The following is a 21,753-nucleotide window of genomic DNA, read 5'->3' as shown; positions in this document are numbered from 1 at the left end:
GCCTCGTGCGCATCGAGCTTGGAGCGTGACGGCTGGCCCTGCTTGCGAGCCTCCGTCTCGCCGGTCTCGCGATAGCGGCGATACCAGGCCCCGGCCGTCGAGATCCCGATGCAAAAGCGCCGCGCCGCCTCGCGCGTCGAAACTCCATCCTCAATCGCCGCGATCACACGGCCGCGAAGGTCGCCGCTCAGGCTCCTCGACATCTTCACCTCCTGGCAAATCACCAGCAGCATCGAATCAGACAAGCCAGACCGCGTGAAGCCTCAAACCGACTCTAAGTTCATCGAAGATGCTCTAGACGACCGCCCAGGCGGCCAGGGAGAGCCGGCCGATATCGTCCACCGACAGGCCCTCCATCCTGAACTGCTCCGTGGGGTCGGCCTTGGGCGAGGCCACCACCTTCAGCGACTGGATGAGGTCGTCCTTGATCAGGAAGGCGTGATTGCCGGAGATCTCAAAGCCGCGCTCGTCGCTCGTGCCGATCACCGTGGTCCAGCCGGCGGCGATACGCTCCGCCCCGTCGTCCGGCTCCTTGCGGTCGAGGCTGCGCACGCGGTGCACGCGCGTCTCCACCAGACCGAGCGCCGCATCCCTTGCCGCCTCGGCGCCGCCATCGCCTTCCAGCTCGATCTTCATGCCGTTCGCCGCCAGCCGGTTCTTGTAGAGCGCGTGGATGGCGTTGCGCCCCTTGAAAGTGCCGACGACGGGCGGCGCGCCGGCGAACTCAAAGACGCCGTCCTCGTCCCACAGATCGAGGAGCGCTTCGACCGCCCCCTCGCGGCCGGCGCGCAGCTCCTGGATGTGCTTGAAGTAGCGCTCAACAACCTCTCTTGCAGACATGGCGTCCTCCTCCGTCTTGGTTATTGCAGGAGCCGGGCTGGCCGCTCCTGCATCGTCCAGCAGCGCGGGTCCTCGCCCAACGCATTGCCCGAACGGGCATAGGCGAGCGCACGGCAGCCGCCGCAACGCTCGCGCAGGCCGCATGCGCCACAGGCTCCGGCCAGCCGGCTGCGGTCCTTGAGCTCGCGCACCACGGGCGATTCGGCCCAGATGCGGCGAAATCCCTTCTGGCGGATGTTGCCGAGCGCCAGCGGCAGGAGCACGCAAGGCAGCACGGTCCCGTTGGCGGTCACGCAGCCCTGGCCCCGGCCGGCCTGACAGCCGGCGAAGACCGGCATCGCCATCACATCGGGATCGACGAGCGCCTCCTGCGCCAAATGGGTGGTGATCTCCATCCGCCCGGCATAGGCGCGCTTCAGCGCCGCGCAGCGGATGATGATGCCGCGCCAGGCCGCGTCTCCCGGATCGAGCGCCGCCGTGCCGCGCCCGGTCGGCACGAAACGCGAGAGGTTGAGGCGGCGAATGCCGGTCTCGGCCAGAAAGGCGGTGAAATCCTCCAGCCGGTCGGCGCTCAGACGCGTGATCGTGCAGCACACATGCACGCGAAGGCCGGCGGCGCGCGCCGTGGCGATCGTCTTCAGAACCCGCGCGAACAGGCCCGGCCAGCGGCGCAGGCTGTCGTGCTCCTCCGCGAAGCCGTCCAGGCTGACCTGGAGGCGGCCAAGGCCGAGCTCGGCGAGCTCCTCGGCGCGCCTTGGCGCCAGCTTGGCGCCGTTGGAGGCGATGCCGAAGCTCATGCCGCGATCGCGGGCATGGCGCATCACCTCCATGATGTCGCGGCGCAGCAGCGGCTCGCCGCCGGAAATACCGAGATCGACGACCCCGGCCTCGGCAAGCTCGTCGATGAGAGCCTTGGCCTCGCCGGTGTCAAGCTCGTCGGGCGAGCGCTTGGCGGAATTGGACGAGCAATGCCAGCAGCGCGCCGTACAGGCATCCGTCGCCAGCCACACCATGTGATAGGGGACTTCCGGGACAAGCGCCTGGACCGGCAGATCACCCATCGGAACGCTCCACCAGGCCGCGCGCCTCAAGCTGTTCCAGGAAGGCGCCGAGCGGGGCGCGCAGCTCGGCCGAATCGACCTCAAAGGAGGCGGCGAGCGCTTCGGCGATCTCCTGGAGGCTGCGCACCCCGTCGCACATGGCGTAGACGGCATGGCCGGGCGGGGGGACGAGATGCAATTCGTCGGTGCGCGAATTGTAGAAGAGGTAGTCCGCCTTCTGCCGGCGCACGATCACCCCGGCCGCCGGGGCGAAGGTCGTTTGAGCGTTGGTCTCAGACATGCCGCCCTCCTCAGACCGGAAGGCCTTCGCCGGCGGCGAACATGGCCGAAATCTCCGGGTCGTGGCGCTTGACCCAGCAATGCGGGTCGCCGGCCAGCGGATCGCCGCCGCTATAGGCATGGGCGACGGCGCGGCAGCCGCCGCAGATGGAAAGCTGCTCGCATTCCCCGCAATTGCCGCTGACATGGCCGCCGCGCGAGCGGAACTGATGCAGGAGCCCGGCTTCGGCCCATACCTTGCTGAAAGGCATCGCCGGCACCTTGCCGATCTCCGTCGGCAGGAAAACGCAGGGCGTCAGCCGGCCGTCGGGCAGGATGCGCGCCACCAGGCGCCCGGCGCCGCAGCCGACGTAGTTGCGCTTCTCCTCCTCGGTGACGAGCAGCGCCACGCGGCAATCGTGCCAGATCACCTCCATGCGGCCATCGTATTCGGCGCGCGCCGCGATCCATTCCTCGAGCGTCTCGCGCAGCCAATCGGGCGGCAGCGCAAGGTCGATGCCGCCGCGGCCGGCGGGAACGTATTCGGATAGATTGGCCGCATCGGCGCCCAGCCGGTAGGCGAGATCGATGACCTCCCGCCCATCGCGCCAGTTCACCTTGGTCGGCGTGAAGCCGACGACGACGCGCACGCCGCGCGCCACCAGACGAGCTATGGCGGCGACAGCCTTGGCATGAAGCCCCGGCAGGCGCCGAAACTCGTCGTGCACCTGCGGCAGATGGCTGTCCAGGCTGATCGTCACGCTCTTGACGCCAAGATACTTCAGAAGGTCGGCGTTGCGCTCGGTGATGCAGGAGCCGTTGCTGCCGATATTGACGCTGAGGCCGCGCTCCACGGCATGGCCGACCAGCTCTCTCCAGTGGCGGTGCATCATCGGCTCGCCGCCGGAAAAGGCGAGGACGAGAACGCCGGCATCGGCGAGCTGGTCGATCAGCTCCTTCGCCTCGCGGAGCGGCATCGCCTCCTGCGCGCTCTCCTGCGGGCCCGAGCCGGAGTAGCAATGCAGGCACTTGGCGTTGCAATGATGGGTGATCTCCCACGCCACATAGAGCGGCGCGGCGAATTCGGCGAAGACGCCTTCAGGCTCGCGCATTCTTGCCTCCCGGATATTCCGCATCGCGGCGACGCCTTCGCGTCACGAGCTTTGAGGGCCCACCATCTGCATGCGAGCCGACAGCTTCTTGCAATCACAGATAGCGTCACGCCCTGATTTCACCTTGATCCAAGTCAAAAGAGGGCCGGCAAGCGGTGAGCCGGCGGGGCGCGACACCAAGTGACAGGGCGATGAGGCGGATGCAGGGAGTGGAGCGGCCCGCGGGAGTTGTGCCGCGGCCTGGGGGGGATTAGACCTTTGCCGCTCAATGATTTTGCACAGCGAGGCACCGACGCTTTGCGCGCCATTCGCACCCTTCTCCCGCTCATCCTTCTGGCGGCGGCGCTTCTCGGCGTCGCGCGCCCGGCGGTGGCGCTGGAGGCCATCGAGGTGCCGAGGGGCGGCGCCACGCTCGACTTGACCGACGCGGTGGAGCGCCATTCCTCCGACACCGACCGGCTGCAGGTCTCCACCGCGCCGGGGGCCGACGGCATCGTGCGCCGCATCGAGGTGCGCTCGCAGCAGGGGGCGGGCGCTTCCGACTGGCTGGTCTTCGCGCTCGCCAACAGCTCCGACGAGCAGATCGACCGGCTTCTGGTGGCGCCGCATTATCTTCTCGTCGGCTCGGGCGTGCTGTCGCCCGATCTCGGCTCCACGCGTCTCGTCTCCGTGGTTCCCTCCGAAGGCTTCGCTCCGGACCGGCTGGAAGAGCCGGGCGCCGACGTCTTTCGAATCACGCTCGATCCGGGCGCCGTCGTCACCTATATCGCCGAGCTCGCCTCGCCGCGGATGACGGAACTGCATCTGTGGGAGCCGCAGGCCTACGAGGCCAACGTCAATTCCTTCACCCTCTTCCGCGGCATCGTCCTCGGCATCTCCGGGCTCCTGGCGCTGTTCCTGACGGTGCTGTTCGTCGTGCGCGGCACGGCGATGTTTCCCGCCTCGGCGATCCTCGCCTGGGCCGTCTTCGCCTATATCGCCATCGATTTCGGCCTGATCGGACAAGTCTTCGGCATCAGCCCGGAGAGCCTGCAAGCCTGGCGGGCGGCGACGGAAGTGCTCCTGTCGCTGGCGCTTACCGTCTTCCTCTTCACCTACCTTCACCTGCATCGCTGGCACATCCGCTACGCGCATCTGACCGGCATCTGGCTGGTCGTCCTCCTCGCCCTTCTCGGCATTATCCTCATCGACCCGACGACGGCGGCCGGCATCGCCCGCATCTCGCTCGCCGCCACGGTGCTTCTGGGCCTTGCCGTCATCGCCTATCTGACGATGCGCGGCTTCGACCGGGCGATCATGCTGGTGCCTTCCTGGCTCATCCTGCTCTTCTGGCTGGTCATGGCCTGGCTCGCCGTGTCCGGGCGGATCGACAATCCTTCCATCCAGCCGGCGCTAGCCGGCGGCCTGGTGCTCCTCGTCGTCCTCGTCACCTTCACCATCATGCAGCACGCCTTCGCCGGCGGCGGCCTGGCGCAGGGCATCATCAGCGATGCCGAGCAGAAGGCCCTCGCGCTCGTGGGCGCGGGCCACGCCATCTGGGACTGGGACGTGGCGCGCGACCGCATCGAGATCGGCCGGGAGATCGAGAACGCCCTCGGCCTCAAGCGCGGCGCCCTGGAAGGGCCGGCGCGCAACTGGCTCGGCATGCTGCATCCGGGCGACCGCAACCGCTTCCGCGCCGTGCTCGACGCCGTGGTGGCGCAGCGGCGGGGGCGCATCAACCAGACCTTCCGCATGCGCGCCAGCGACGGGCGCTATCTCTGGTTCCAGCTGAAGGCGCGCCCCATCGTCGGCGCCGATGGCGAGGTGATGCGCTGCTCCGGAACGCTCGCCGACATCACCGAGGCGCAGCTGGCGGAGGAAAGGCTGCTCAGGGACGCGATCTTCGACAATCTGACGGGCCTGCCCAACCGCCAGCTCTTCCTCGACAGGGTGGAGCAGGCGGTGCTCGGCGCGGAGGCCGGGGGCGGTCCTTTTCCCTCGGTGATCGTTCTCGACCTCGACGACTTCCACAAGATCAACCAGAAGAGCGGCACCTTCGTCGGCGATTCGGTGCTGCTGGCCATCTCGCGGCGCCTGTCGCGCCTCATCGCACCCGCCGATTCGGTGGCCCGGCTGGGCGGGGATAGCTTTGCCGTGCTCGTCACCGCGGAGATGGAGAAGGGACCCTTAAAGGAATTCGCCGATTCCCTGCGCGAGGCGGTGCGCGCCGCCATCCCAATCGGCGATGAGGATATCCGGCTGACCGCCTCCGCCGGCATGACGCGCGCGGTGGCGAACGCGGCACCCGCCGATCTGCTCAAGGACGCGGAGACGGCGAGCCTTGCGGCCAAGCGCCAGGGCGGCGACCGGACCGTCATGCACCGGCCCGGCCAGGCGCACAGGCGCCCGCGCGAGAATCTGGAAGCGGACCTTGCCGCGGCGCTGGAAGGCGGCGAGATCGATCTCGCCTACCAGCCCATCATGCGCCTTGCCGACAATTCCATCGCCGGCTTCGAGGCGCTGACGCGCTGGGAGCATCCACGGCGGGGGCTCATCTCGCCGACGGAGTTCATCCCGCTTGCCGAGGAGACCGGGCTCATTTTGCAGCTCGGCGTCTTCACGCTGGAGCGGGCGGCGCGCGACCTTGCCGTCTGGCAGGCGGAGGTGCGGCAGGGACCGCTGCCCTTCGTCTCCGTCAATGTCTCCAGCCAGCAGCTCCTGCGCCACGACCTCATCAACGACGTGAAATCCGTGTTGACGCGTTCGGGCATCGCGCCGGAGACCCTGAAGCTGGAAATCACCGAATCCTTGTTCATGCAGAATCCGGAATACGCCGCCAAGGTGCTGCAGGAAATCCGGCAGATCGGCGCCAGCCTGGCGCTCGACGATTTCGGCACCGGCCATTCGGCGCTGTCCTATCTGCAGCGCTTCCCCTTCGACACCATCAAGGTCGACCGCGCCTTCGTCGCCGGCAACGCATCCTCCAACCGGCCGATCATCCTGCGCGCCATCGTCGGCCTTGCGCACGATCTCGGCATGGATGTGATCGCCGAAGGGGCGGAATCGGAATCGGATGTGGCCGAGCTCGTCGAGCTCGGCTGCGAATACGTGCAGGGCTATCTTTACGGGCGGCCGATGTCCTCGCAGATGGCCCATCAGATGGCCAAGTCGAGCAACACGCTGGCGCGCAGCGCCTGAAACCCTCGGGCGCGGGCGGCCCCGGGGGCACTTGGGGGGGAAGCCCTCAGGCGTGGCCTGAGAGCGAGGAGAGCCGTCCTTCCGCCACCCCGATCTTCGACAGGGCGCGGTCGTATTTGGTCTCCAGGTCGCTGTCGAAGAGGATCGCGTTGTCGGCCGGGCCGTTGAGCCAGCCATTCGACTGGATCTCCATCTCCAGCTGGCCCGGCGCCCAGCCGGCATAGCCGAGCGCCAGGAGCGCTTCGGAAGGCCCCTTGCCGTCGGCGATGGCGCGCAGAACGTCGAGCGTGGCCGTCAGGCACACCTCGTCGGAGATCGGCAGCGTCGCATCCTCCAGGAAGAAATCACAGGAATGCAGGACGAAGCCACGGCCCGTCTCCACCGGACCGCCGCGATGCACGCGGATCTGTTCCACCTCCTGCTCGCCCTCAGGGCCGGTCGGCTCGCCGATGTCGAGCTGGGAGAGCAGATCGCGGAAGCGGATATCCGGGGCGAGCTTGTTGATGACGATGCCCATCGCCCCCTGCTCCGAATGGGCACAGAGATAGATGACCGTTCGCTCAAAGCGCTTGTCGCCCATTGTGGGCATGGCGATGAGGAACTGCCCGTCGAGAAAGCCGCTATTGGGCTTGGCCGTTGTCATGATGCGATGGTAGCAACCGGTAAGCGTATTGAACAGGCTGAGAGCCGGCCCGCTTCACCAAGAAATGACCCGGTGGCGGAAGATCGGCCTCGCCGGAAGCGGTGCGAAGATGCAATTTGCCGCCATGCGGAATATCGGGTTCTCGGTGCTTCTGGCACCCCTGGTTGCCCTTTCTTCTGCCTGCGGCCCGGCGCTGGCGGCGCAGTCGGCCTGGTCGCAGGCGGATCAGTCGCGGCTGCGCCTTGTCGCCGCGCCGATGCCGGAAGGCGGCATGGCGGCGGCGGTCGAAATCCAGCTCGAAGAGGGCTGGCACACCTACTGGCGCACGCCGGGCGATGTCGGCATCCCACCACAGCTCGATTTCTCCGCCTCGCAGAACCTGGCCTCGGTGGAGGTGCTCTATCCGGCGCCGGAACGCTACGAGGACGGGCGCAGCGTCTCGGCGGTCTATTTCGACGGCGTCGTCCTGCCGCTCAAACTCCAACCGGAAGATGCCAAGCGGCCGATCACCCTGCGCCTGTCGGCCTTCTACGGCGTGTGCGAGGAGGTGTGCATACCCGCCGAGGGTGACGCCGAGCTCGTCATCGCGCCCGAGCCGGAGGAGGATGTGCGCAGCCGCATCCTCATCGCCACCGCGCTCGACAGGCTGCCGGTGGAGAGCCCGAGCGGCGGGCTTGCCATCGGCGCGGTGCGCCTTGAGGGCGAGACGGCCCATATCGACGTCACCGCCCAGGGCGCGCGACAGCCGCCGAGCCTTTTCGCGGAGGGGCCCGAGGAATGGTTCCTGTCGCTGCCGGAGCATCTGGGAAGCGAGGGCGCAACGCACCGATACCGCTTGTCGCTCGCCGGCCGTCCGCAGGGTGCAACGCTCTCCGGAGCACGCCTCGGCCTGACGGCGGTTTCGGGCGGAACGGCGGTGGAGAGCGAGGTGAGGCTGCCTTAGGGGTGTTTCGTCGGCGCCCGGCGGTTCACATGCGGCGCCCGCGCCCTACCTTAGGCTTCGCCAAAGCCCGCACCCTTGCCGGGCCTCTTCAATCCACTTCCTGGAGGTTTTTTCGATGAGCCTTTCCGCCGGCGAGCGCGTTCCTGAGACCACCTTCTACGTTTCCGGCGACGGCGGCCCGCAGCCGAAGAGCTCCGCCGAAGTCTTCGGCGGGCGCAAGGTCGTCCTATTCGGCGTGCCCGGCGCCTTCACGCCGACCTGCCAGAACAAGCATCTGCCGGGCTTCATCGAGCATCGCGACTCCATCCTGGCCAAGGGCGTCGACGAGATCGTCCTGGTGGCCGTCAACGACCCCTTCGTGCTGAAGGCCTGGTCGGCGACGACCGGCGCCGACGGCAAGGTCACCTTCCTCTCCGACGGCAACGGCGAGTTCGCCAGGGCCGCGGGCCTCGACATGGACGGCTCGGGGGTCGGCCTCGGCACGCGGGTGAAGCGCTTCGCCGCCATCGTGGAGGACGGCGTGGTGAAGGCGATCTTCGTGGAGGATTCGCCCGGCGAGGCGGAAAAGTCCTCCGCCGCGCGGGTGCTGGAAGCGCTTTAGGCGGACTTCACACCGGTGCGTTGTCGTCATGGCCGGGTCAGACCCGGCCATGATGGCGCGGAAGCGGTGCCGATCGAGCTATCGGAAGATGAAAGAGAAAGGCGCGGAGACGGCGCACCTCTCACGGCGCCGATTGCGGAACGGAATGGATGCCAAGGCGGAGCCTTGGCATGACGACAGCCTTCGGGGGCCGGCGCCCGCCGCCCTTTCCTACTTGCCCGCCGCCCGTTCCTACTTGCCCGCCGCGCTGGCATCCTTGCCCGGCTTGAACGGCTTCATCGCCTCGCGCGCCAGCTTGTCGACGCGCTCGTTCATCTCGTCGCCGGCATGGCCGCGCACCCAGCGCCAATCCACCTTGTGCGGCTTCATGGCGGCGAGCAGCTCCTGCCACAGCTCGGCGTTCTTCACCGGCTTCTTCGCCGCCGTCTTCCAGCCGTTGCGCTGCCAATTGTGCACCCAGGCGGTGATGCCGTCCTTCAGATACTGGCTGTCGGTGTGAAGGACGACATGTGCGGGGCGCTTCAGCGCCTTCAGCGCCTCAATGGCCGCCGTCAGCTCCATGCGGTTGTTGGTGGTCTCGGCCTCGCCGCCGCAGACCTTCTTCTCCACGCCCTTGAACTCCAGGATCGCCGCCCAGCCGCCCGGCCCCGGATTGCCGGAACAGGCGCCATCGGTATGGATAACGACGTTGCCGCCCTCGCCTTTTGCGCTCACAGGTCGATCCCGTATTCGCTCGCCGAGCCGATCTGGCGGTGGAAGCGCAGCTTGCGAACATATTCGCGCGGATCCTTGCGGGTGACGAAGGCGCCGGCGGGCGTGGTGTTCCAGTCATAAAGCCGGGTCAGCAGGAAGCGCAGCGCCGCGCCGCGGGCAAGCATGGGCAGAGCGGCGCGCTCCTCCTCGCTCAAGGGACGCAGCGCCTGGTAGCCGGAAAGAAGCGCCCTGCCCTTTGTGATATTGAAGGTGGCGTCCGGCTCAAAGCACCAGGCGTTGAGGCAGATGGCGAGATCGTAGGCGAGAAAGTCGTTGCAGGCGAAATAGAAGTCGATGAGGCCGGAAAGCTCCTCGCCGAGAAAAAAGACGTTGTCGGGAAAGAGATCGGCGTGGATGACGCCGAAAGGCAAGCCCCGCGGCCAGTCCCTCTCCAGCGCGTCGAGCTCGTCGGCGACCAGCTCGTCAAGGCCGGCATCCTCCTCGCCGCAGCCTGCGGCACGCGCCTTCTCGTAGAGGGGCCGCCAATCGGCGAGCGCCAGCGCGTTCGGCCGGGTCATGGGAAAGTCCCGCCCCGCCTCGTGCAGGTGCGCCAGGGCCGTTCCGACCTCGGCGCAATGCGACACACGCGGACGGCGTATCCACATACCGTCGAGGAAGGAGATGATGGCTGCCGGGCGCCCGGCGAGCTCGCGCAGGGCGACGCCGTCGCGGCCTTTCACCGGCAGCGGGCAGGCGATGCCGCGGCTCGCCAGATGCTGCATCAGCCCCAGGAAGAAGGGCAGATCCTCGCGCCGTACCCGCCGCTCGTAGAGCGTCAAGATGAAGAAGCCGGCCTCGGTGTGCAGGAGATAGTTGGAATTCTCCACGCCCTCGGCGATGCCCTTGAAGGCCAACACCTCGCCGAGGTCGTAATCTCTCAGGAAGGCTTCCAGCTCGCCATCCGCAATCTCGGTATAGACCGCCACGGGCTAGAGCCTTCTGTGGTGAGGTTGAACCGTTCTGCCAGAGCGCATTGGCGAAAAGGTCGAGGGGATCGGCGAGGTCGTAGCGGGCCTACGCACGAGCCGAGACCCGACGGATTTGGCGCCAAGGCGCCTGGCCCTTTCGGGTTTCCGCCCGCCGGGCGCCCGCTTTGTCGGGTCTCTTGCCCGATGCCCCGCATCGCGCCGCGAGCCCCTCCTGGCGGATCGCCGCGGCGGCCGAGAAAGAGAACTGCTTCAACCTCATCACAGAAGGCTCTAAGGGCTACGCCGCCTGCTCGCGCAAAGTGCGGGGCAACAGGAAGGTGATGTCCTCCTCGGCCGTCGTCACCACCTCAAGCTTGACCTCGAAGCGCTCGCGCAGGGCCTCCACGACTTCTTCCACCAGCACCTCCGGCGCCGAGGCGCCGGCGGTGAGGCCGATGTCGGAAATGCCGGCAAGGTCGTCCCAATCGATTTCGGCGGCGCGGCGGATGAGCGTCGCCTTGGCGCAGCCGTTGCGCTCGGCGACCTCCACGAGACGACGGGAATTGGAGGAGTTCGGCGCGCCGACGACGAGCATGCGCTCCACCTTCGGGGCGACGGCCTTGACCGCCTCCTGGCGATTGGTGGTGGCGTAGCAGATGTCGCCCTTTTGCGGGCCGGTGATTTGCGGAAAGCGCTCCTTCAGGATCTCCACCATCTCGGCGGTATCGTCGACGGAGAGCGTCGTCTGGCTGATCCAGGCGAGATTGCCCGCATCGCGCGGGGTGAAGGCGCGCGCATCCTCCGGCGTCTCGATAAGGGTGATGGCGCCGGCGGGAAGCTGGCCCATCGTGCCTTCCACCTCCGGGTGGCCGGCATGGCCGATGAGGACGATCTCGCGGCCGCGGCGCTCGTGCAGGATGGCTTCCTTATGCACCTTGGAGACGAGCGGGCAGGTGGCGTCGAGATAAAGGAGATTGCGCCCCTCCGCCGTCTCCGGCACGTGCTTGGGGACCCCGTGGGCGGAGAAGATCACCGGCTGATCGGTCGCCGGCACCTCGTCGAGCTCCTCCACGAAGATGGCGCCCTTCTCCTTCAAGGTGTCGACCACGAAGCGGTTATGGACGATCTCGTGGCGCACATAGACGGGGGCGCCGTAGCGGCGCAGCGCCTCCTCCACCACCTGGATGGCGCGGTCGACGCCGGCGCAGAAGCCGCGCGGGGCGCAGAGATGAAGCGTGATCTTCGGCTTGTGCATGATCGAACCCTTTGGGGCGAAGTAGGTTCACAGCCTAGAGAGAGTCAAGCGCCGCGAACAGCGCAGGCGCGACACGGCGCCTATCTCCTGCGCCAGGAGCTCAGCGCATAGGCGGAAAACACCGCCACCAGCGCCAGCGCAAGACCGTACCAGGTCAGCGCGTATTCCAGATGTCGGTTGGGAAAGCGCATGCGCGTCTCGCCGGCCTGCGGCAGGTCCGGCGCGTTCCCGGCGGGCAGAAGATCGATGGTCACCGGCGCCACCGGCGCGGCGAGGCCCTTCGCCTCGGCGATGGCGCTAATGGAGCGGGAGAAGAAGAGATCGTCTTGCAGCTGGCTCTCCGGCGTCAGAAAGGTCGGCGGGTCGTCCGGGCGCACGAGCCCGGAAAGACGGGTCGTGCCTTGCGGCGGCGGCGCCCATTGCGCCCCGTCGGGCACGAAGCCGCGATTGACCAGCACCGTGCCGCCGCCCTGAAGCGCGAAGGGCGTCATGATCCAGGCGCCCGGCCCGGATGCGGGCCCGCGCGCCTCGTCCACCGGCAGGGAGGTGAAGACGCGCACCTCGTCAGCGGCGAGATAGCGGCCGGCAAGCTCCACGCGGCGGTATTCGTTCTCGGCCGCGCCCGGCGCGAGGATCGCCGCAGCCGGCAAGGGCGGCATATCGGGGCGCTCGGCGACCTTCTCGATCAGCGCCTCCTTCCAGGCGAGGCGGCGCATTTGCCAATTGCCGAGCGAGACGAGGATGGCGACCGCGGCGAGGATGGCAACGCCGGCGAGGACGAACCGCATGGGCCGCGGCTTTGGCGCCTTCGCGGCGCCTTGCGCGCTCATGGCGCGTCGCGGTCGATCTCGCCCTCCTTCGCCCTGTGGGCGTATTGCAGGGCGATGGCGAGCCCCTTCAGCGGCCGCAATAGGATGAGCGCCAGAAGGAGGATCAAGGGCAGCCACAGGACGATATGCAGCCAGAAGGGCGGCGTGTAGGCGAGCTCCACGATGACGGCCGCGCCCGCCACCAGAAAGCCGATGAAGGTCATGGCGAAGAAGGCCGGGCCGTCGGCGGAATCGGCGAAACCGAAATCGAGGCCGCAGACAGGGCAGGCCGGCTTCAGCTTCAGGAAGCCGTCGAAAAGGCCGCCCTTGCCGCAGCGCGGGCAGCGGCCGGCAAGGCCGGTCGGGACCGGCTCCGGCGGCACGGGCGGCAGGTTCTCAAGCGACATGATCCTCGGGCGGGCGCGCCGCCCCTTGCTGCTTCAATGCACGAGCCTAATGCACGACGGCGCCGGCCGAGCCCCACACATAGATGGAGGCGAAGAGGAACAGCCAGACGACATCGACAAAATGCCAGTACCAGGCCGCCGCCTCAAAGCCGAAATGCTTCTGGGGCGTGAAATCGCCGCGCATCGCCCGAATGAGGCAGACGATGAGGAAGATGGTGCCGACGATGACGTGGAAGCCGTGGAAGCCCGTCGCCATGAAGAAGGTGGCGCCGTAGATATTGCCACCGAAGGAGAAGGCGGCGTGGGCGTATTCGTAGGCCTGGACGCCGGTGAAGAGAAGGCCGAGCGCGATGGTGGCGATGAGGCCGTTGACGAGCCCCTTGCGGTCGCCGACCAGGAGCGAATGGTGCGCCCAGGTGACGGTGGTTCCGGAGGTCAACAGGATCAGCGTGTTGATCAGCGGCAGATGCCAGGGATCGAAGACCTCGATGCCCTCCGGCGGCCAGACGCCGCCCGTCACCTGACGGCGGGTCTCCTGGATCTCCTCGCCGGTGAACAGGCTGGCATCGAAAAAGGCCCAGAACCAGGCGACGAAGAACATCACCTCCGAGGCGATGAAGAGGATCATGCCGTAGCGCAGATGCAGCGAGACGACCGGCGTGTGATGGCCCGCATGGCTCTCGCGGATGACGTCGCGCCACCAGCCGTACATGGTGTAGAGGATGCCGAGCACGCCAGGCGCGATGGCCCAGACCGATCCGCCCTTCATCGCGTAGATGGCGCCGATGGCCAGCACGAAGGCGGAGACGGCGCCGATCGCCGGCCAGGGGCTCGGCTCAACAAGGTGGTAATCGTGGGATTTGGCGTGGGCCTCGGCCATGGGCTCCTCTTTCTTGGTCTTGTCCGCCCCGGGGGAGAGGTCGGTCGTCGCATTTTCCGAACCGGGGGAGGGCTCGGGCTTCGCCTCGTTCGAGCTTGTGGCGAGGTCGGCGTCTTCGGTGGCGCCCGTCGCGGGCGAAGAATTGTTGCTCACAGCTTTTCGGTCGGCTCGCCGCCGCCCGCCTCTGCCACCGGGTTGTCCGGCTCCACGGGGAAGAAGGTGTAGGAAAGGGTCACCGTCGTCACCGGGTTCATGTCGCGATCCTCGGCAAGGTTGGGATCGAGAAAGAAGGTGACCGGCATCTCGATGGACTCGCCCGGCTGCAGCGTCTGCTCGGTGAAGCAGAAACAGGCGATCTTGTTGAAATACATGCCGCTCTGGTTGGGCGCCACGTTGAAGACGGCGGTACCGGTGGCGGGCCGGTCGGAGACGTTCTCGGCGCGGTAGGTGACGAGATAGGTCTCGCCGACCTTGGCGCGGATGGAGGCTTCCTGCGGCACGAAGCGCCAGGGCAGGCCGCCGGCGACATTGGCGTCGAAGCGCACCTTGATAACGCGGTCGAGCACCCGGTCGGCGCCCGTCTCGGCGCGCTGCGTGGTGCCGCCATAGCCGGTGACGGCGCAGAAGAGATTGTAAAGCGGCACCGCGGCATAGGCCATGCCCACCATGCCAAGGGCGACGGCGCCGAGAACGGCGGCGACATAGCGATTGTTGCGGCGGGGCTTGTGCGAACTCATAACGGGCGCTCCATGACGCCGGGGCCGAGCTTCACAAGCGTGACGACGTAGAACATCACCACCAGCGCCACCAGGACCAGGGCGATGGCGATGGAACGGCGGCGGCGGCTTTTCTGCTGCGCTTCCGTCAGGCGAACGCGGTCTTCCAAGGCGGCCTCCTTCATAGGGCGGCGGCCCATTGGCTGAGGCTCGGGCCGACGGCGACCTCCAGGATCAGTACCGCAAAGAGCGCGAAGAGATAAACGATGGAATAGCCGAAAAGCGCCCTTGCGGCGTGATGCCTGTCCGCCTCGCGCTCGCGCAGCACGCCAAGGGCGAGCCAGACGAAGAGGCCGCCGAGCACGATGGCGGCGCCGCCAAAGAGCGGGCCGGCGTAGCCGAAGAGGAAGGGCGAGGCGCCGAGCGGAGCCAGGATCAGCGAATAGGCGAAGATGTGCCGGCGCGTTACGGTCTCGCCGGCGACGTTGGGCAGCATCGGCACGCCGGCGCGGCCGTAATCCTCCTGCACGAAGAGCGCCAGCGCCCAGAAATGCGGCGGCGTCCAGACGAGGATGATGAGGAACAAGAGGATCGGATAAAGCCCGACATCGCCGGTGACGGCGACCCAGCCGATGAGGGGCGGCAGCGCCCCGGCGGCGCCGCCGATGACGATGTTCTGCGCCGTGAAGCGCTTCAGCCACATCGTATAGACGACGGCGTAGAAGAAGATGGTGAAGGCGAGCAGCGCCGCCGCCAGCCAGTTGAGCACCAGGCCCACCACCATGACGGAGAAGACCGCCAGGATGAGGCCGAAGACCTGCGCCTCGCCGGCGCCGATGCGCCCGCTCGGCACCGGCCGGGAGGCGGTGCGGCGCATCTTGGCGTCGATATCGCCCTCATAGGCCATGTTGAGGACGCCGGAGGCGCCGGCGCCGACGGCGATCGCCAGGATGCCGAAGGCCGCCAGGATCGGGTTGAGATAGCCCGGCGCCACGGCCATGCCGGTGAGCGCGGTGAAGATGACCAGCGACATCACCCGCGGCTTCATCAGATCGAAGTAGTCGCGAGGCTCCGCCATGGTGATGGGAGCCGGCTCGGCCGCAGGCTCCAGGAACTCGACTTGGCTCAACAGATGCGCCTTTCTTCTTGTTCCTTCAACGCCGCCGATGCCGGAGGGGCCGGAAGGCGGCTCGCGCGCAAGGCCGGCGCCCGAAGACGCCGGCCCCTAGACCTATTTGATACGGGGCAGCTCTTCCCACTGATGGAAAGGCGGCGGCGAGGAAAGCTGCCATTCCAGCGTCGTGGCGCCCTCGCCCCAGGGGTTGGGCCCGGCGATCCGCTTCTTGGTGAAGGCTTCCACGATCCCATAGAGGAAGATGAGGACGCCGATGCCGGAGAGATAGGAGCCCCAGGAGGAGACCATGTTCCAGCCGGCGAAGGCGTCCGGGTAGTCGATGTAGCGGCGCGGCATGCCCGCCAGACCAAGGAAGTGGTGGGGCATGAAGACCATGTTGACGCCGATGAAGGTCACCCAGAAATGGGTCTTGGCGATCCAGGAATTGTACATGTAGCCGAACATCTTCGGGAACCAGTAGTACCAGGCCCCGAAGATGGCGAAGACCGCGCCGAGCGACAGCACGTAGTGGAAATGGGCCACCACGAAATAGGTGTCGTGCAAGGAGCGGTCGAGGCCGGCATTGGCGAGCTGCACGCCGGTGACGCCGCCGATGGTGAACAGGAAGATGAAGCCCACCGCCCACAGCATCGGCGTGCGCATGGAGATGGAGCCGCCCCACATCGTGGCCACCCAGGAGAACACCTTGATGCCCGTCGGCACGGCGATGACCATCGTGGCGAAGGTGAAGTAGGCCTGCGTGTCGACGTCCATGCCCACCGTGTACATGTGGTGCGCCCAGACGATGAAGCCGACGGCGCCGATCGCCACCATGGCGTAGGCCATGCCGAGATAGCCGAAGACCGGCTTGCGCGAGAAGGTGGCGACGATGTGCGAGACGATGCCGAAGCCCGGCAGGATGAGGATGTAGACCTCCGGGTGACCGAAGAACCAGAACAGATGCTGGAAGAGGATCGGGTCACCGCCGCCGGCAGGATCGAAGAAGGTGGTGCCGAAATTGCGGTCCGTCAGAAGCATGGTGATGGCGCCCGCCAGCACCGGCAGCGACAGAAGCAGCAGGAAGGCCGTCACCAGCACCGACCAAGCAAAGAGCGGCATCTTGTGCAGCGTCATGCCCGGGGCGCGCATGTTGAAGATGGTGGTGATGAAGTTGATGGCGCCGAGGATGGAGGAGGCGCCGGCGATGTGCAGCGCCAGGATGGCGAAGTCCATCGCCGGTCCGGGCGCGCCGTAGGTCGATAGCGGCGGATAGATGGTCCAGCCCTGGCCGGCGCCGTAGGAGCCCGGATTGCCCTCCACGAACATCGACATCAGCAGGAGGATGAAGGCCGGCGGCAAAAGCCAGAAGGAGATGTTGTTCATGCGCGGAAACGCCATGTCCGGCGCTCCGATCATGATCGGCACGAACCAATTGGCAAAGCCGCCGATGAGCGCCGGCATGACCATGAAGAAGATCATGATGAGGCCGTGCGCCGTGGTGAAGACGTTGTACATCTGCTTGCCGCCGTCCAGCGCCAAGCCGGCGTCGTAGCCATAGACCATCTGCGCCAGGCCGTGGAAAATCTGAATCCCCGGCTCCTGCAGCTCCATGCGCATGACGATGGACATGGCGCCACCGATGATCCCCGCGATGATCGCGAAGATCAGGTACATCGTACCGATATCCTTGTGGTTGGTGGAGTAGACGTAACGCTTCCAGCCCGTGGGGTGGGCGTGGGCATCGTGTGCGGCAGCATTCGCCATCAGGGCTTTCCTTCTTGTTGTCTTGCTCGGACGGCGCTCAGCGCAGGGCGAGCCGCTCGTCGTCGTTCTCGGTCTCTTCCTCAACGGCGCGCGCCAGATTGGCGTTCGCCGCGCCCAGATCGGCACTCGCCTCGCCGGCCCATTGCTGGAACTGCTCCTTGGAGACGACTTGAATGGAAGCCGGCATGAAGGCGTGGTCCTTGCCGCAGAGCTCCGAGCACTGGCCGTAATACATGCCCTCCCGGTCGGCCTTGAAATAGGTCTCGTTGAGACGGCCGGGAACGGCGTCGATCTTCACCGCGAAGGAAGGCATGGCGAAGGAATGAATGACGTCGCCGGACGTCACCTGCAGGCGCACATAGGTGTCCACCGGCACCACCACGGGATTGTCGACCGACAGATTGCGGATGCCGGTATCGCCGAGATCCTCATCGGGCACCATGAAGGCGGCGAAGCCGATCTCCTCGCTCACGCCATTGGCCTTGCTGTCCTCGTCCAGACCGTATTCGTAGCTCCAGTACCATTGATGGCCGGTCACCTTGATGGAGAGGAACTTGTCGGTCTCAGGATTGTAGTCGGCGTAGATCTTGGAAGGGTCGTACTGGCCGTAGAGCAGGCGGAAGGACGGTACGGCGATGGCGACGAGAATGAGGACCGGCACCACCGTCCACACCACCTCAAGGGCGGTGTTGTGCGAGAAGCGGGCCGGCTTCGGATTGCGGCGGTGGCTGAAGCGCATGATGCACCAGCCCATCAGCCCGAAGACGAAGACGCAGATGGCGATCATGATGACGAGGGTGTACCAGGCGAACCAGTCGACATATTCGGCCACCCCGGAGGCCGGCGGCTGTAGTCCCCACTGCCAGGGCTGGGGGACATTCTCGACGGGCTGGGCCGCGGCGAGCGTGGTCATAGCCAAGAGCCCCATCACCGCCCAGTAGCCCCGAGCGAAAGAGCTCGCCAGAACTTTCATGAAAACCTTCTCCGTCTGTCGCAGCGCGGGCAAAGGCGCCCCGAACCTCGTATTCGTCGGATCGTATCTAGGGCGAATGCCGCAGGCGCGTAGTGCAGGATTGAGGTTCGCACTTCAACCCTTGTTTGGAATAAACCCAAGCTGAGACAAGCCGCAATGCTCGTGGCAAGGAGCCGCATGCGACATTTTTGCACGCCCCTTTCGCAGGGCCACAGAGCCGCGAGAAAGCGCGCAGCGGGAGCGTTTCCTTGAACCGTGCGGAGCGCTCTGCTACCGCTCGGGCGATAAATGCGTTATGAGGCGGCCGGGACCGCCGTCCTAGAAGGTTGCCGCTCTTGCGCTTTCCCGTTTCCTTGTCGTTCTGCCTCATCGCCACCGCCGTTTTCCTCGCCGGCACGTTCTCTTCCGGCGCGGCACTGGCGCAGGGCGCGGTCAAATCCACGCACGGCGATTGGGAGGTGCGCTGCGATACCCCGCCCGGGGCGCAGAACGAGCAATGCGTCGTCATGCAGTTCGTCACCGCCGAGGACAGGCAGAATGTCGGGCTCACCGTCATTGTGCTGAAGACAGCGGACAAACAGGCGCGCATCCTGCGGGTGCTGGCGCCGCTCGGCGTCTTGCTGCCGCGCGGCCTCGGCCTTCGAATCGACGAGGAAAACCTCGGCAGCGCCGGCTTCGTGCGCTGCCTGCCCAATGGCTGCGTCGCCGAGGTGATCATGGACGAGGAGCTGCTCGGCAAGCTGAGCGCCGGACAGACCGCGACCTTCATCATCTTCCAGACGCCGGAAGAAGGCATCGGCATCCCGATCTCGCTTGCCGGCTTCAAGGAAGGCTACGCGGTTCTGCCCTGACGGCGCCGAAGGGACCGCCGCGCGCTGGTGAACCTCACATTCGGCGGCAGACCCGCCGAACGGCCTGTGCTGCGCGGACGAAGAGAGACGAGGCGCCTTGCGCCGCGTGCCCGCCGGCGGCAATCATCGCCTTGGCGGAGCGCGCAAGGGGCCTAGAATCCCTCGTGAAGGTCAGCTTGGCGACGATAACGGCCTCTTCAGGCGCAGGCCGCTAGAGCGCGTCATACCTTGATGGATGCGTTCTGCCGCGGGGATTTTGCGGCAAGGGCGAGGGGATTGGCGAGGCCGTAGCGGGGGCTGCGGACGAGCCGGGCGCCGAAGGATTGGGCGCAAAAGCCCCCGGCCCGCCGTTGAGATTCCAGTGGGCGGGTTTTGTTTCGGCGGGCGCTCGCTGCGTCGAGCCGCTCGCCCGATACCCCGCATCGCGCTGCGCGTCTCTCCTGGCGCGCGCCTCGCCGAAACCAAAACAGAACTGCTTCCAGCAAGGCATGGCACGCTCTAGTCTATATTCCTCTGACGAAACCCCATTAGGCCGAGGTTGAATGGCCGCTTCACCCGTCGAAGCCGTCGCCGAGGCGACTGGCGCCACCAATGCCGTGCTCTTCGCCGAGCCCCTGATCCTGCTCGGCGCGGCGGTGCTCGCGGTGCCCATCGCCAAACGCCTCGGCCTCGGCTCGGTGCTCGGATATCTCGCCGCCGGCGTCGTCATCGGCCCGCTCGCCGGCCTCATCTCCGACCCGGAACAGATCCTGCATGTCTCCGAGCTCGGCGTGGTGATGTTCCTGTTCATCATCGGCCTGGAGCTCAGGCCGGCGCGGCTGTGGACGATGCGCGCCGACATTTTCGGCCTCGGTGCGGCCCAGGTCGGCCTCACCGGGATCGTCCTCAGCCTGCTCTTCTTCCTCTTTGGCTGGCGTATCGAGCCGGCGCTGATCATCGGCTTCGGCCTCGCCATGTCGTCGACGGCCTACGGCATGCAGATTCTTTCCGAACGGAACGACCTGAACCGTCCCTACGGCCAGAAGGGCTTCGCCATCCTGCTTTTCCAGGACATCGCCATCGTGCCGCTGTTGGCGCTGGTGCCGCTCTTGTCGCCGGGAAGCCTCGATAGCGTCGCCTCGTCGGGCCTCATCGAGATCGCCAAGCTCGTCGCCGCCACCGGCTTGCTGTTGCTTGCCGGCCGCTTTCTGCTCAACCCCATGTTCCGGCTGCTCGCCGCCACCAAGGCGCGCGAGATCATGACGGCGGCCGCGCTTCTCGTCGTGCTCGGCGCGGCGGCGGTGATGGACATGGCCGGCATGTCGATGGCCATGGGCGCCTTCATCGCCGGGGTGATGCTCGCCGATTCCTCCTTCCGCCACGAGCTGGAGGCGAATGTGGAGCCGTTCCGCGGCCTCCTGCTCGGCCTCTTCTTCATGGCCGTCGGCATGTCGATCAACCTCACCAGCGTCATCTTCGCCTGGTGGAAAATCGCCCTCGTCGTGCCGATGGTGCTGATCGTCAAAGGGCTCATCCTCTACGGGCTGAGCCGCCTTTTCGGCGCCGGGCACAACACGGCGGTGCGAACGGCGACGCTGTTGCCGCAGGCGGGCGAGTTCGCCTTCGTCCTGTTCACCTCCGCGGCGGCGGCGCGGGCGCTGTGGCCCTCCGAGACCTCCTTCGTGGCCGCCATCGTCACCATCTCCATGGCCCTGACGCCTCTATCGCTGTGGCTGTCGAAGTTCCTCCTGGTTGAGGAGGACGAGGAGGAGATGGAGGAGGATTTCGAGGGCGCCGGCGGCGAGGTGCTGGTCATCGGCTTCGGCCGCTTCGGACAGATCGTCAGCCAGGTGCTCCTGGCGCGCGGTATCGACGTGACCATCATCGAGGCCAATCCGGAGCGCATCCGCCAGGCGGCCCGCTTCGGCTTCCGCATCTATTTCGGCGACGGCACGCGCATCGACGTCCTGCGCGCCGCCGGCGCGGAGGATGCCAAGCTCATCTGCGTGTGCGTCGACGAGGCGAAAACCACCAGCCGCATCGTCGACATCCTGGTGAAGCAATTCGACCAGGCGGAGATCTATGCGCGCGCCTGGGACCGGGCGCATACGCTGGAGCTGATTGAGAAGGGCGTCGATTACGAGCTGCGCGAGACCTACGAATCGGCGCTCACCTTCGGCGGCGAGGCGCTGAAGGCGCTCGGCCTGGACCGCGGCGAGGTGGAGGAGACGCTCGCCGATGTGCGCCGGCGCGACGCGGAAAGGCTCGCCTGGCAGCGCAGCGGCGACCTCACCTCCGGACGGCACCTGATGCACCCGCCGGTGGAGCCGGAACCGCTGGTGCCGCCCGAAAAGCATCGCGGCCCGCTCGACGAGGAAGAGGACGACGACGGGCCGCCGCCGAGCCGCGAGGCGGAGCGGGCCTGAAGCCGGTGCGGAAGGAGCGCTTCAAATCAACGCGAAATCCCTCTAGGAAGAAGGCCATGAACCGATTTGAAGGCGCGGGCCGCGGCGGCGAGGCGAAAATCCGCTATCTGGACGGCGACTTCCAGGTGATCGTGCCGGGAGGCTTCGTCACCTGCGCCGTGACGGGCATGCACATCCCCTTGTCGGAATTGCGCTATTGGAGCGTCGACCGGCAGGAGGCCTATGCCGATGCGAGCGCCTCCCTGCAGCGGGAACTGGAGCTGAAGAAGGGCTGAGGCGG

The 21,753-nt window shown here is 66.8% G+C and carries 23 protein-coding genes; 6 read left to right on the top strand and 17 right to left on the bottom strand.

What is annotated here, in order from left to right; translation table 11 throughout:
• The 5 genes from Q331_RS0115115 to Q331_RS0115095 form a co-directional block, all read right to left on the bottom strand.
• A partial coding sequence (locus tag Q331_RS0115115) for a helix-turn-helix domain-containing protein (protein WP_026380364.1) occupies positions 1-203 on the bottom strand: 203 nt, incomplete at its 3' end.
• 91 nt (positions 204-294) lie between these two features.
• Positions 295-840 carry a nuclear transport factor 2 family protein gene (locus Q331_RS0115110; RefSeq protein ID WP_026381367.1) on the bottom strand — a complete coding sequence of 182 codons (546 nt, stop codon included), beginning with the start codon at positions 838-840 and terminating at the stop codon, positions 295-297.
• Between the two features lie 20 nt (positions 841-860).
• Complete coding sequence (locus Q331_RS0115105; RefSeq protein ID WP_026381366.1) at positions 861-1,901, bottom strand: radical SAM/SPASM domain-containing protein; 1,041 nt, start codon at positions 1,899-1,901, stop codon at positions 861-863.
• Positions 1,894-2,181 (bottom strand): HPr-rel-A system PqqD family peptide chaperone, encoded by a 288-nt coding sequence (locus Q331_RS23945; protein WP_034492496.1) that lies wholly within the window; start codon positions 2,179-2,181, stop codon positions 1,894-1,896. Before Q331_RS23945 ends, Q331_RS0115105 begins: the two co-directional genes overlap by 8 nt.
• A 10-nt stretch (positions 2,182-2,191) precedes the next feature.
• Complete coding sequence (locus Q331_RS0115095) at positions 2,192-3,271, bottom strand: radical SAM/SPASM domain-containing protein (protein ID WP_026381365.1); 1,080 nt, start codon at positions 3,269-3,271, stop codon at positions 2,192-2,194.
• Positions 3,272-3,568: 297 nt separating this feature from the next.
• Between Q331_RS0115095 and Q331_RS21940 the strand changes: the two genes are divergently transcribed.
• Positions 3,569-6,451 (top strand): sensor domain-containing phosphodiesterase, encoded by a 2,883-nt coding sequence (locus tag Q331_RS21940; protein WP_034492492.1) that lies wholly within the window; start codon positions 3,569-3,571, stop codon positions 6,449-6,451.
• Between the two features lie 46 nt (positions 6,452-6,497).
• Here Q331_RS21940 and Q331_RS0115085 read toward each other — a convergent pair whose 3' ends face one another.
• Positions 6,498-7,094, bottom strand: a complete 597-nt coding sequence (locus Q331_RS0115085; protein WP_034492490.1) for a YqgE/AlgH family protein — start codon at positions 7,092-7,094, stop codon at positions 6,498-6,500.
• A gap of 124 nt (positions 7,095-7,218) precedes the next feature.
• On the opposite strand from Q331_RS0115085, the gene Q331_RS0115080 reads away from it, so the two are divergent.
• Positions 7,219-8,037, top strand: coding sequence for a protein-disulfide reductase DsbD domain-containing protein (locus Q331_RS0115080; protein WP_026381363.1), 819 nt, complete (start codon positions 7,219-7,221; stop codon positions 8,035-8,037).
• A 115-nt stretch (positions 8,038-8,152) separates the two neighbouring features.
• Positions 8,153-8,638: a peroxiredoxin gene (locus Q331_RS0115075; protein WP_026381362.1), complete on the top strand. Its 486-nt coding sequence runs from the start codon at positions 8,153-8,155 to the stop codon at positions 8,636-8,638.
• A gap of 231 nt (positions 8,639-8,869) precedes the next feature.
• On the opposite strand, the gene rnhA is transcribed toward Q331_RS0115075, so the two are convergent.
• From rnhA to coxB, 11 genes are all read right to left on the bottom strand, one after another.
• On the bottom strand, positions 8,870-9,352 hold the full coding sequence (rnhA, locus tag Q331_RS0115070) for a ribonuclease HI (RefSeq protein WP_026381361.1): 483 nt from the start codon (positions 9,350-9,352) through the stop codon (positions 8,870-8,872).
• Positions 9,349-10,317 carry a homoserine kinase gene (locus tag Q331_RS0115065; RefSeq protein ID WP_026381360.1) on the bottom strand — a complete coding sequence of 323 codons (969 nt, stop codon included), beginning with the start codon at positions 10,315-10,317 and terminating at the stop codon, positions 9,349-9,351. The genes rnhA and Q331_RS0115065 overlap by 4 nt, the downstream gene beginning before the upstream one ends.
• A 280-nt stretch (positions 10,318-10,597) precedes the next feature.
• Positions 10,598-11,554: a 4-hydroxy-3-methylbut-2-enyl diphosphate reductase gene (gene ispH / locus Q331_RS0115060; RefSeq protein WP_034492488.1), complete on the bottom strand. Its 957-nt coding sequence runs from the start codon at positions 11,552-11,554 to the stop codon at positions 10,598-10,600.
• An 80-nt stretch (positions 11,555-11,634) separates the two neighbouring features.
• On the bottom strand, positions 11,635-12,342 hold the full coding sequence (locus tag Q331_RS0115055; protein ID WP_051631218.1) for an SURF1 family protein: 708 nt from the start codon (positions 12,340-12,342) through the stop codon (positions 11,635-11,637).
• Between the two features lie 38 nt (positions 12,343-12,380).
• Positions 12,381-12,770: a DUF983 domain-containing protein gene (locus Q331_RS0115050; protein WP_026381357.1), complete on the bottom strand. Its 390-nt coding sequence runs from the start codon at positions 12,768-12,770 to the stop codon at positions 12,381-12,383.
• A gap of 46 nt (positions 12,771-12,816) precedes the next feature.
• The gene (locus Q331_RS0115045; RefSeq protein ID WP_026381356.1) at positions 12,817-13,650 is read right to left on the bottom strand and encodes a cytochrome c oxidase subunit 3; all 834 of its coding nucleotides are present in this window, start codon (positions 13,648-13,650) and stop codon (positions 12,817-12,819) included.
• Positions 13,651-13,799: 149 nt separating this feature from the next.
• Positions 13,800-14,387: a cytochrome c oxidase assembly protein gene (locus Q331_RS0115040; protein ID WP_026381355.1), complete on the bottom strand. Its 588-nt coding sequence runs from the start codon at positions 14,385-14,387 to the stop codon at positions 13,800-13,802.
• Positions 14,384-14,536: a hypothetical protein gene (locus tag Q331_RS23170; RefSeq protein WP_169738521.1), complete on the bottom strand. Its 153-nt coding sequence runs from the start codon at positions 14,534-14,536 to the stop codon at positions 14,384-14,386. Before Q331_RS23170 ends, Q331_RS0115040 begins: the two co-directional genes overlap by 4 nt.
• An 11-nt stretch (positions 14,537-14,547) precedes the next feature.
• Entirely contained in the window at positions 14,548-15,444 is an 897-nt protein-coding gene (locus Q331_RS0115030) for a heme o synthase (protein ID WP_084175088.1), read from the bottom strand.
• A 153-nt stretch (positions 15,445-15,597) separates the two neighbouring features.
• Positions 15,598-17,244 (bottom strand): cytochrome c oxidase subunit I, encoded by a 1,647-nt coding sequence (gene ctaD / locus Q331_RS0115025; RefSeq protein WP_034492486.1) that lies wholly within the window; start codon positions 17,242-17,244, stop codon positions 15,598-15,600.
• A 37-nt stretch (positions 17,245-17,281) separates the two neighbouring features.
• Entirely contained in the window at positions 17,282-18,217 is a 936-nt protein-coding gene (coxB, locus tag Q331_RS0115020) for a cytochrome c oxidase subunit II (RefSeq protein WP_034492524.1), read from the bottom strand.
• Positions 18,218-18,552: 335 nt separating this feature from the next.
• On the opposite strand from coxB, the gene Q331_RS0115015 reads away from it, so the two are divergent.
• The 3 genes from Q331_RS0115015 (at position 18,553) to Q331_RS0115005 (ending at position 21,748) form a co-directional block, all read left to right on the top strand.
• Entirely contained in the window at positions 18,553-19,068 is a 516-nt protein-coding gene (locus Q331_RS0115015) for an invasion associated locus B family protein (RefSeq protein WP_026381351.1), read from the top strand.
• A 542-nt stretch (positions 19,069-19,610) separates the two neighbouring features.
• Entirely contained in the window at positions 19,611-21,473 is a 1,863-nt protein-coding gene (locus Q331_RS21935) for a monovalent cation:proton antiporter-2 (CPA2) family protein (RefSeq protein WP_051631212.1), read from the top strand.
• 56 nt (positions 21,474-21,529) lie between these two features.
• Positions 21,530-21,748 carry a DUF2093 domain-containing protein gene (locus Q331_RS0115005; RefSeq protein WP_026381350.1) on the top strand — a complete coding sequence of 73 codons (219 nt, stop codon included), beginning with the start codon at positions 21,530-21,532 and terminating at the stop codon, positions 21,746-21,748.
• The last annotated feature ends 5 nt before the right edge of the window (positions 21,749-21,753 follow it).

It is taken from the genome of Afifella pfennigii DSM 17143, assembly GCF_000688515.1.
Taxonomy (GTDB): domain Bacteria; phylum Pseudomonadota; class Alphaproteobacteria; order Rhizobiales; family Afifellaceae; genus Afifella; species Afifella pfennigii.
Note: the sequence above shows the minus strand (reverse complement) of the source record. Positions and strands in the feature narration are given on the sequence as shown.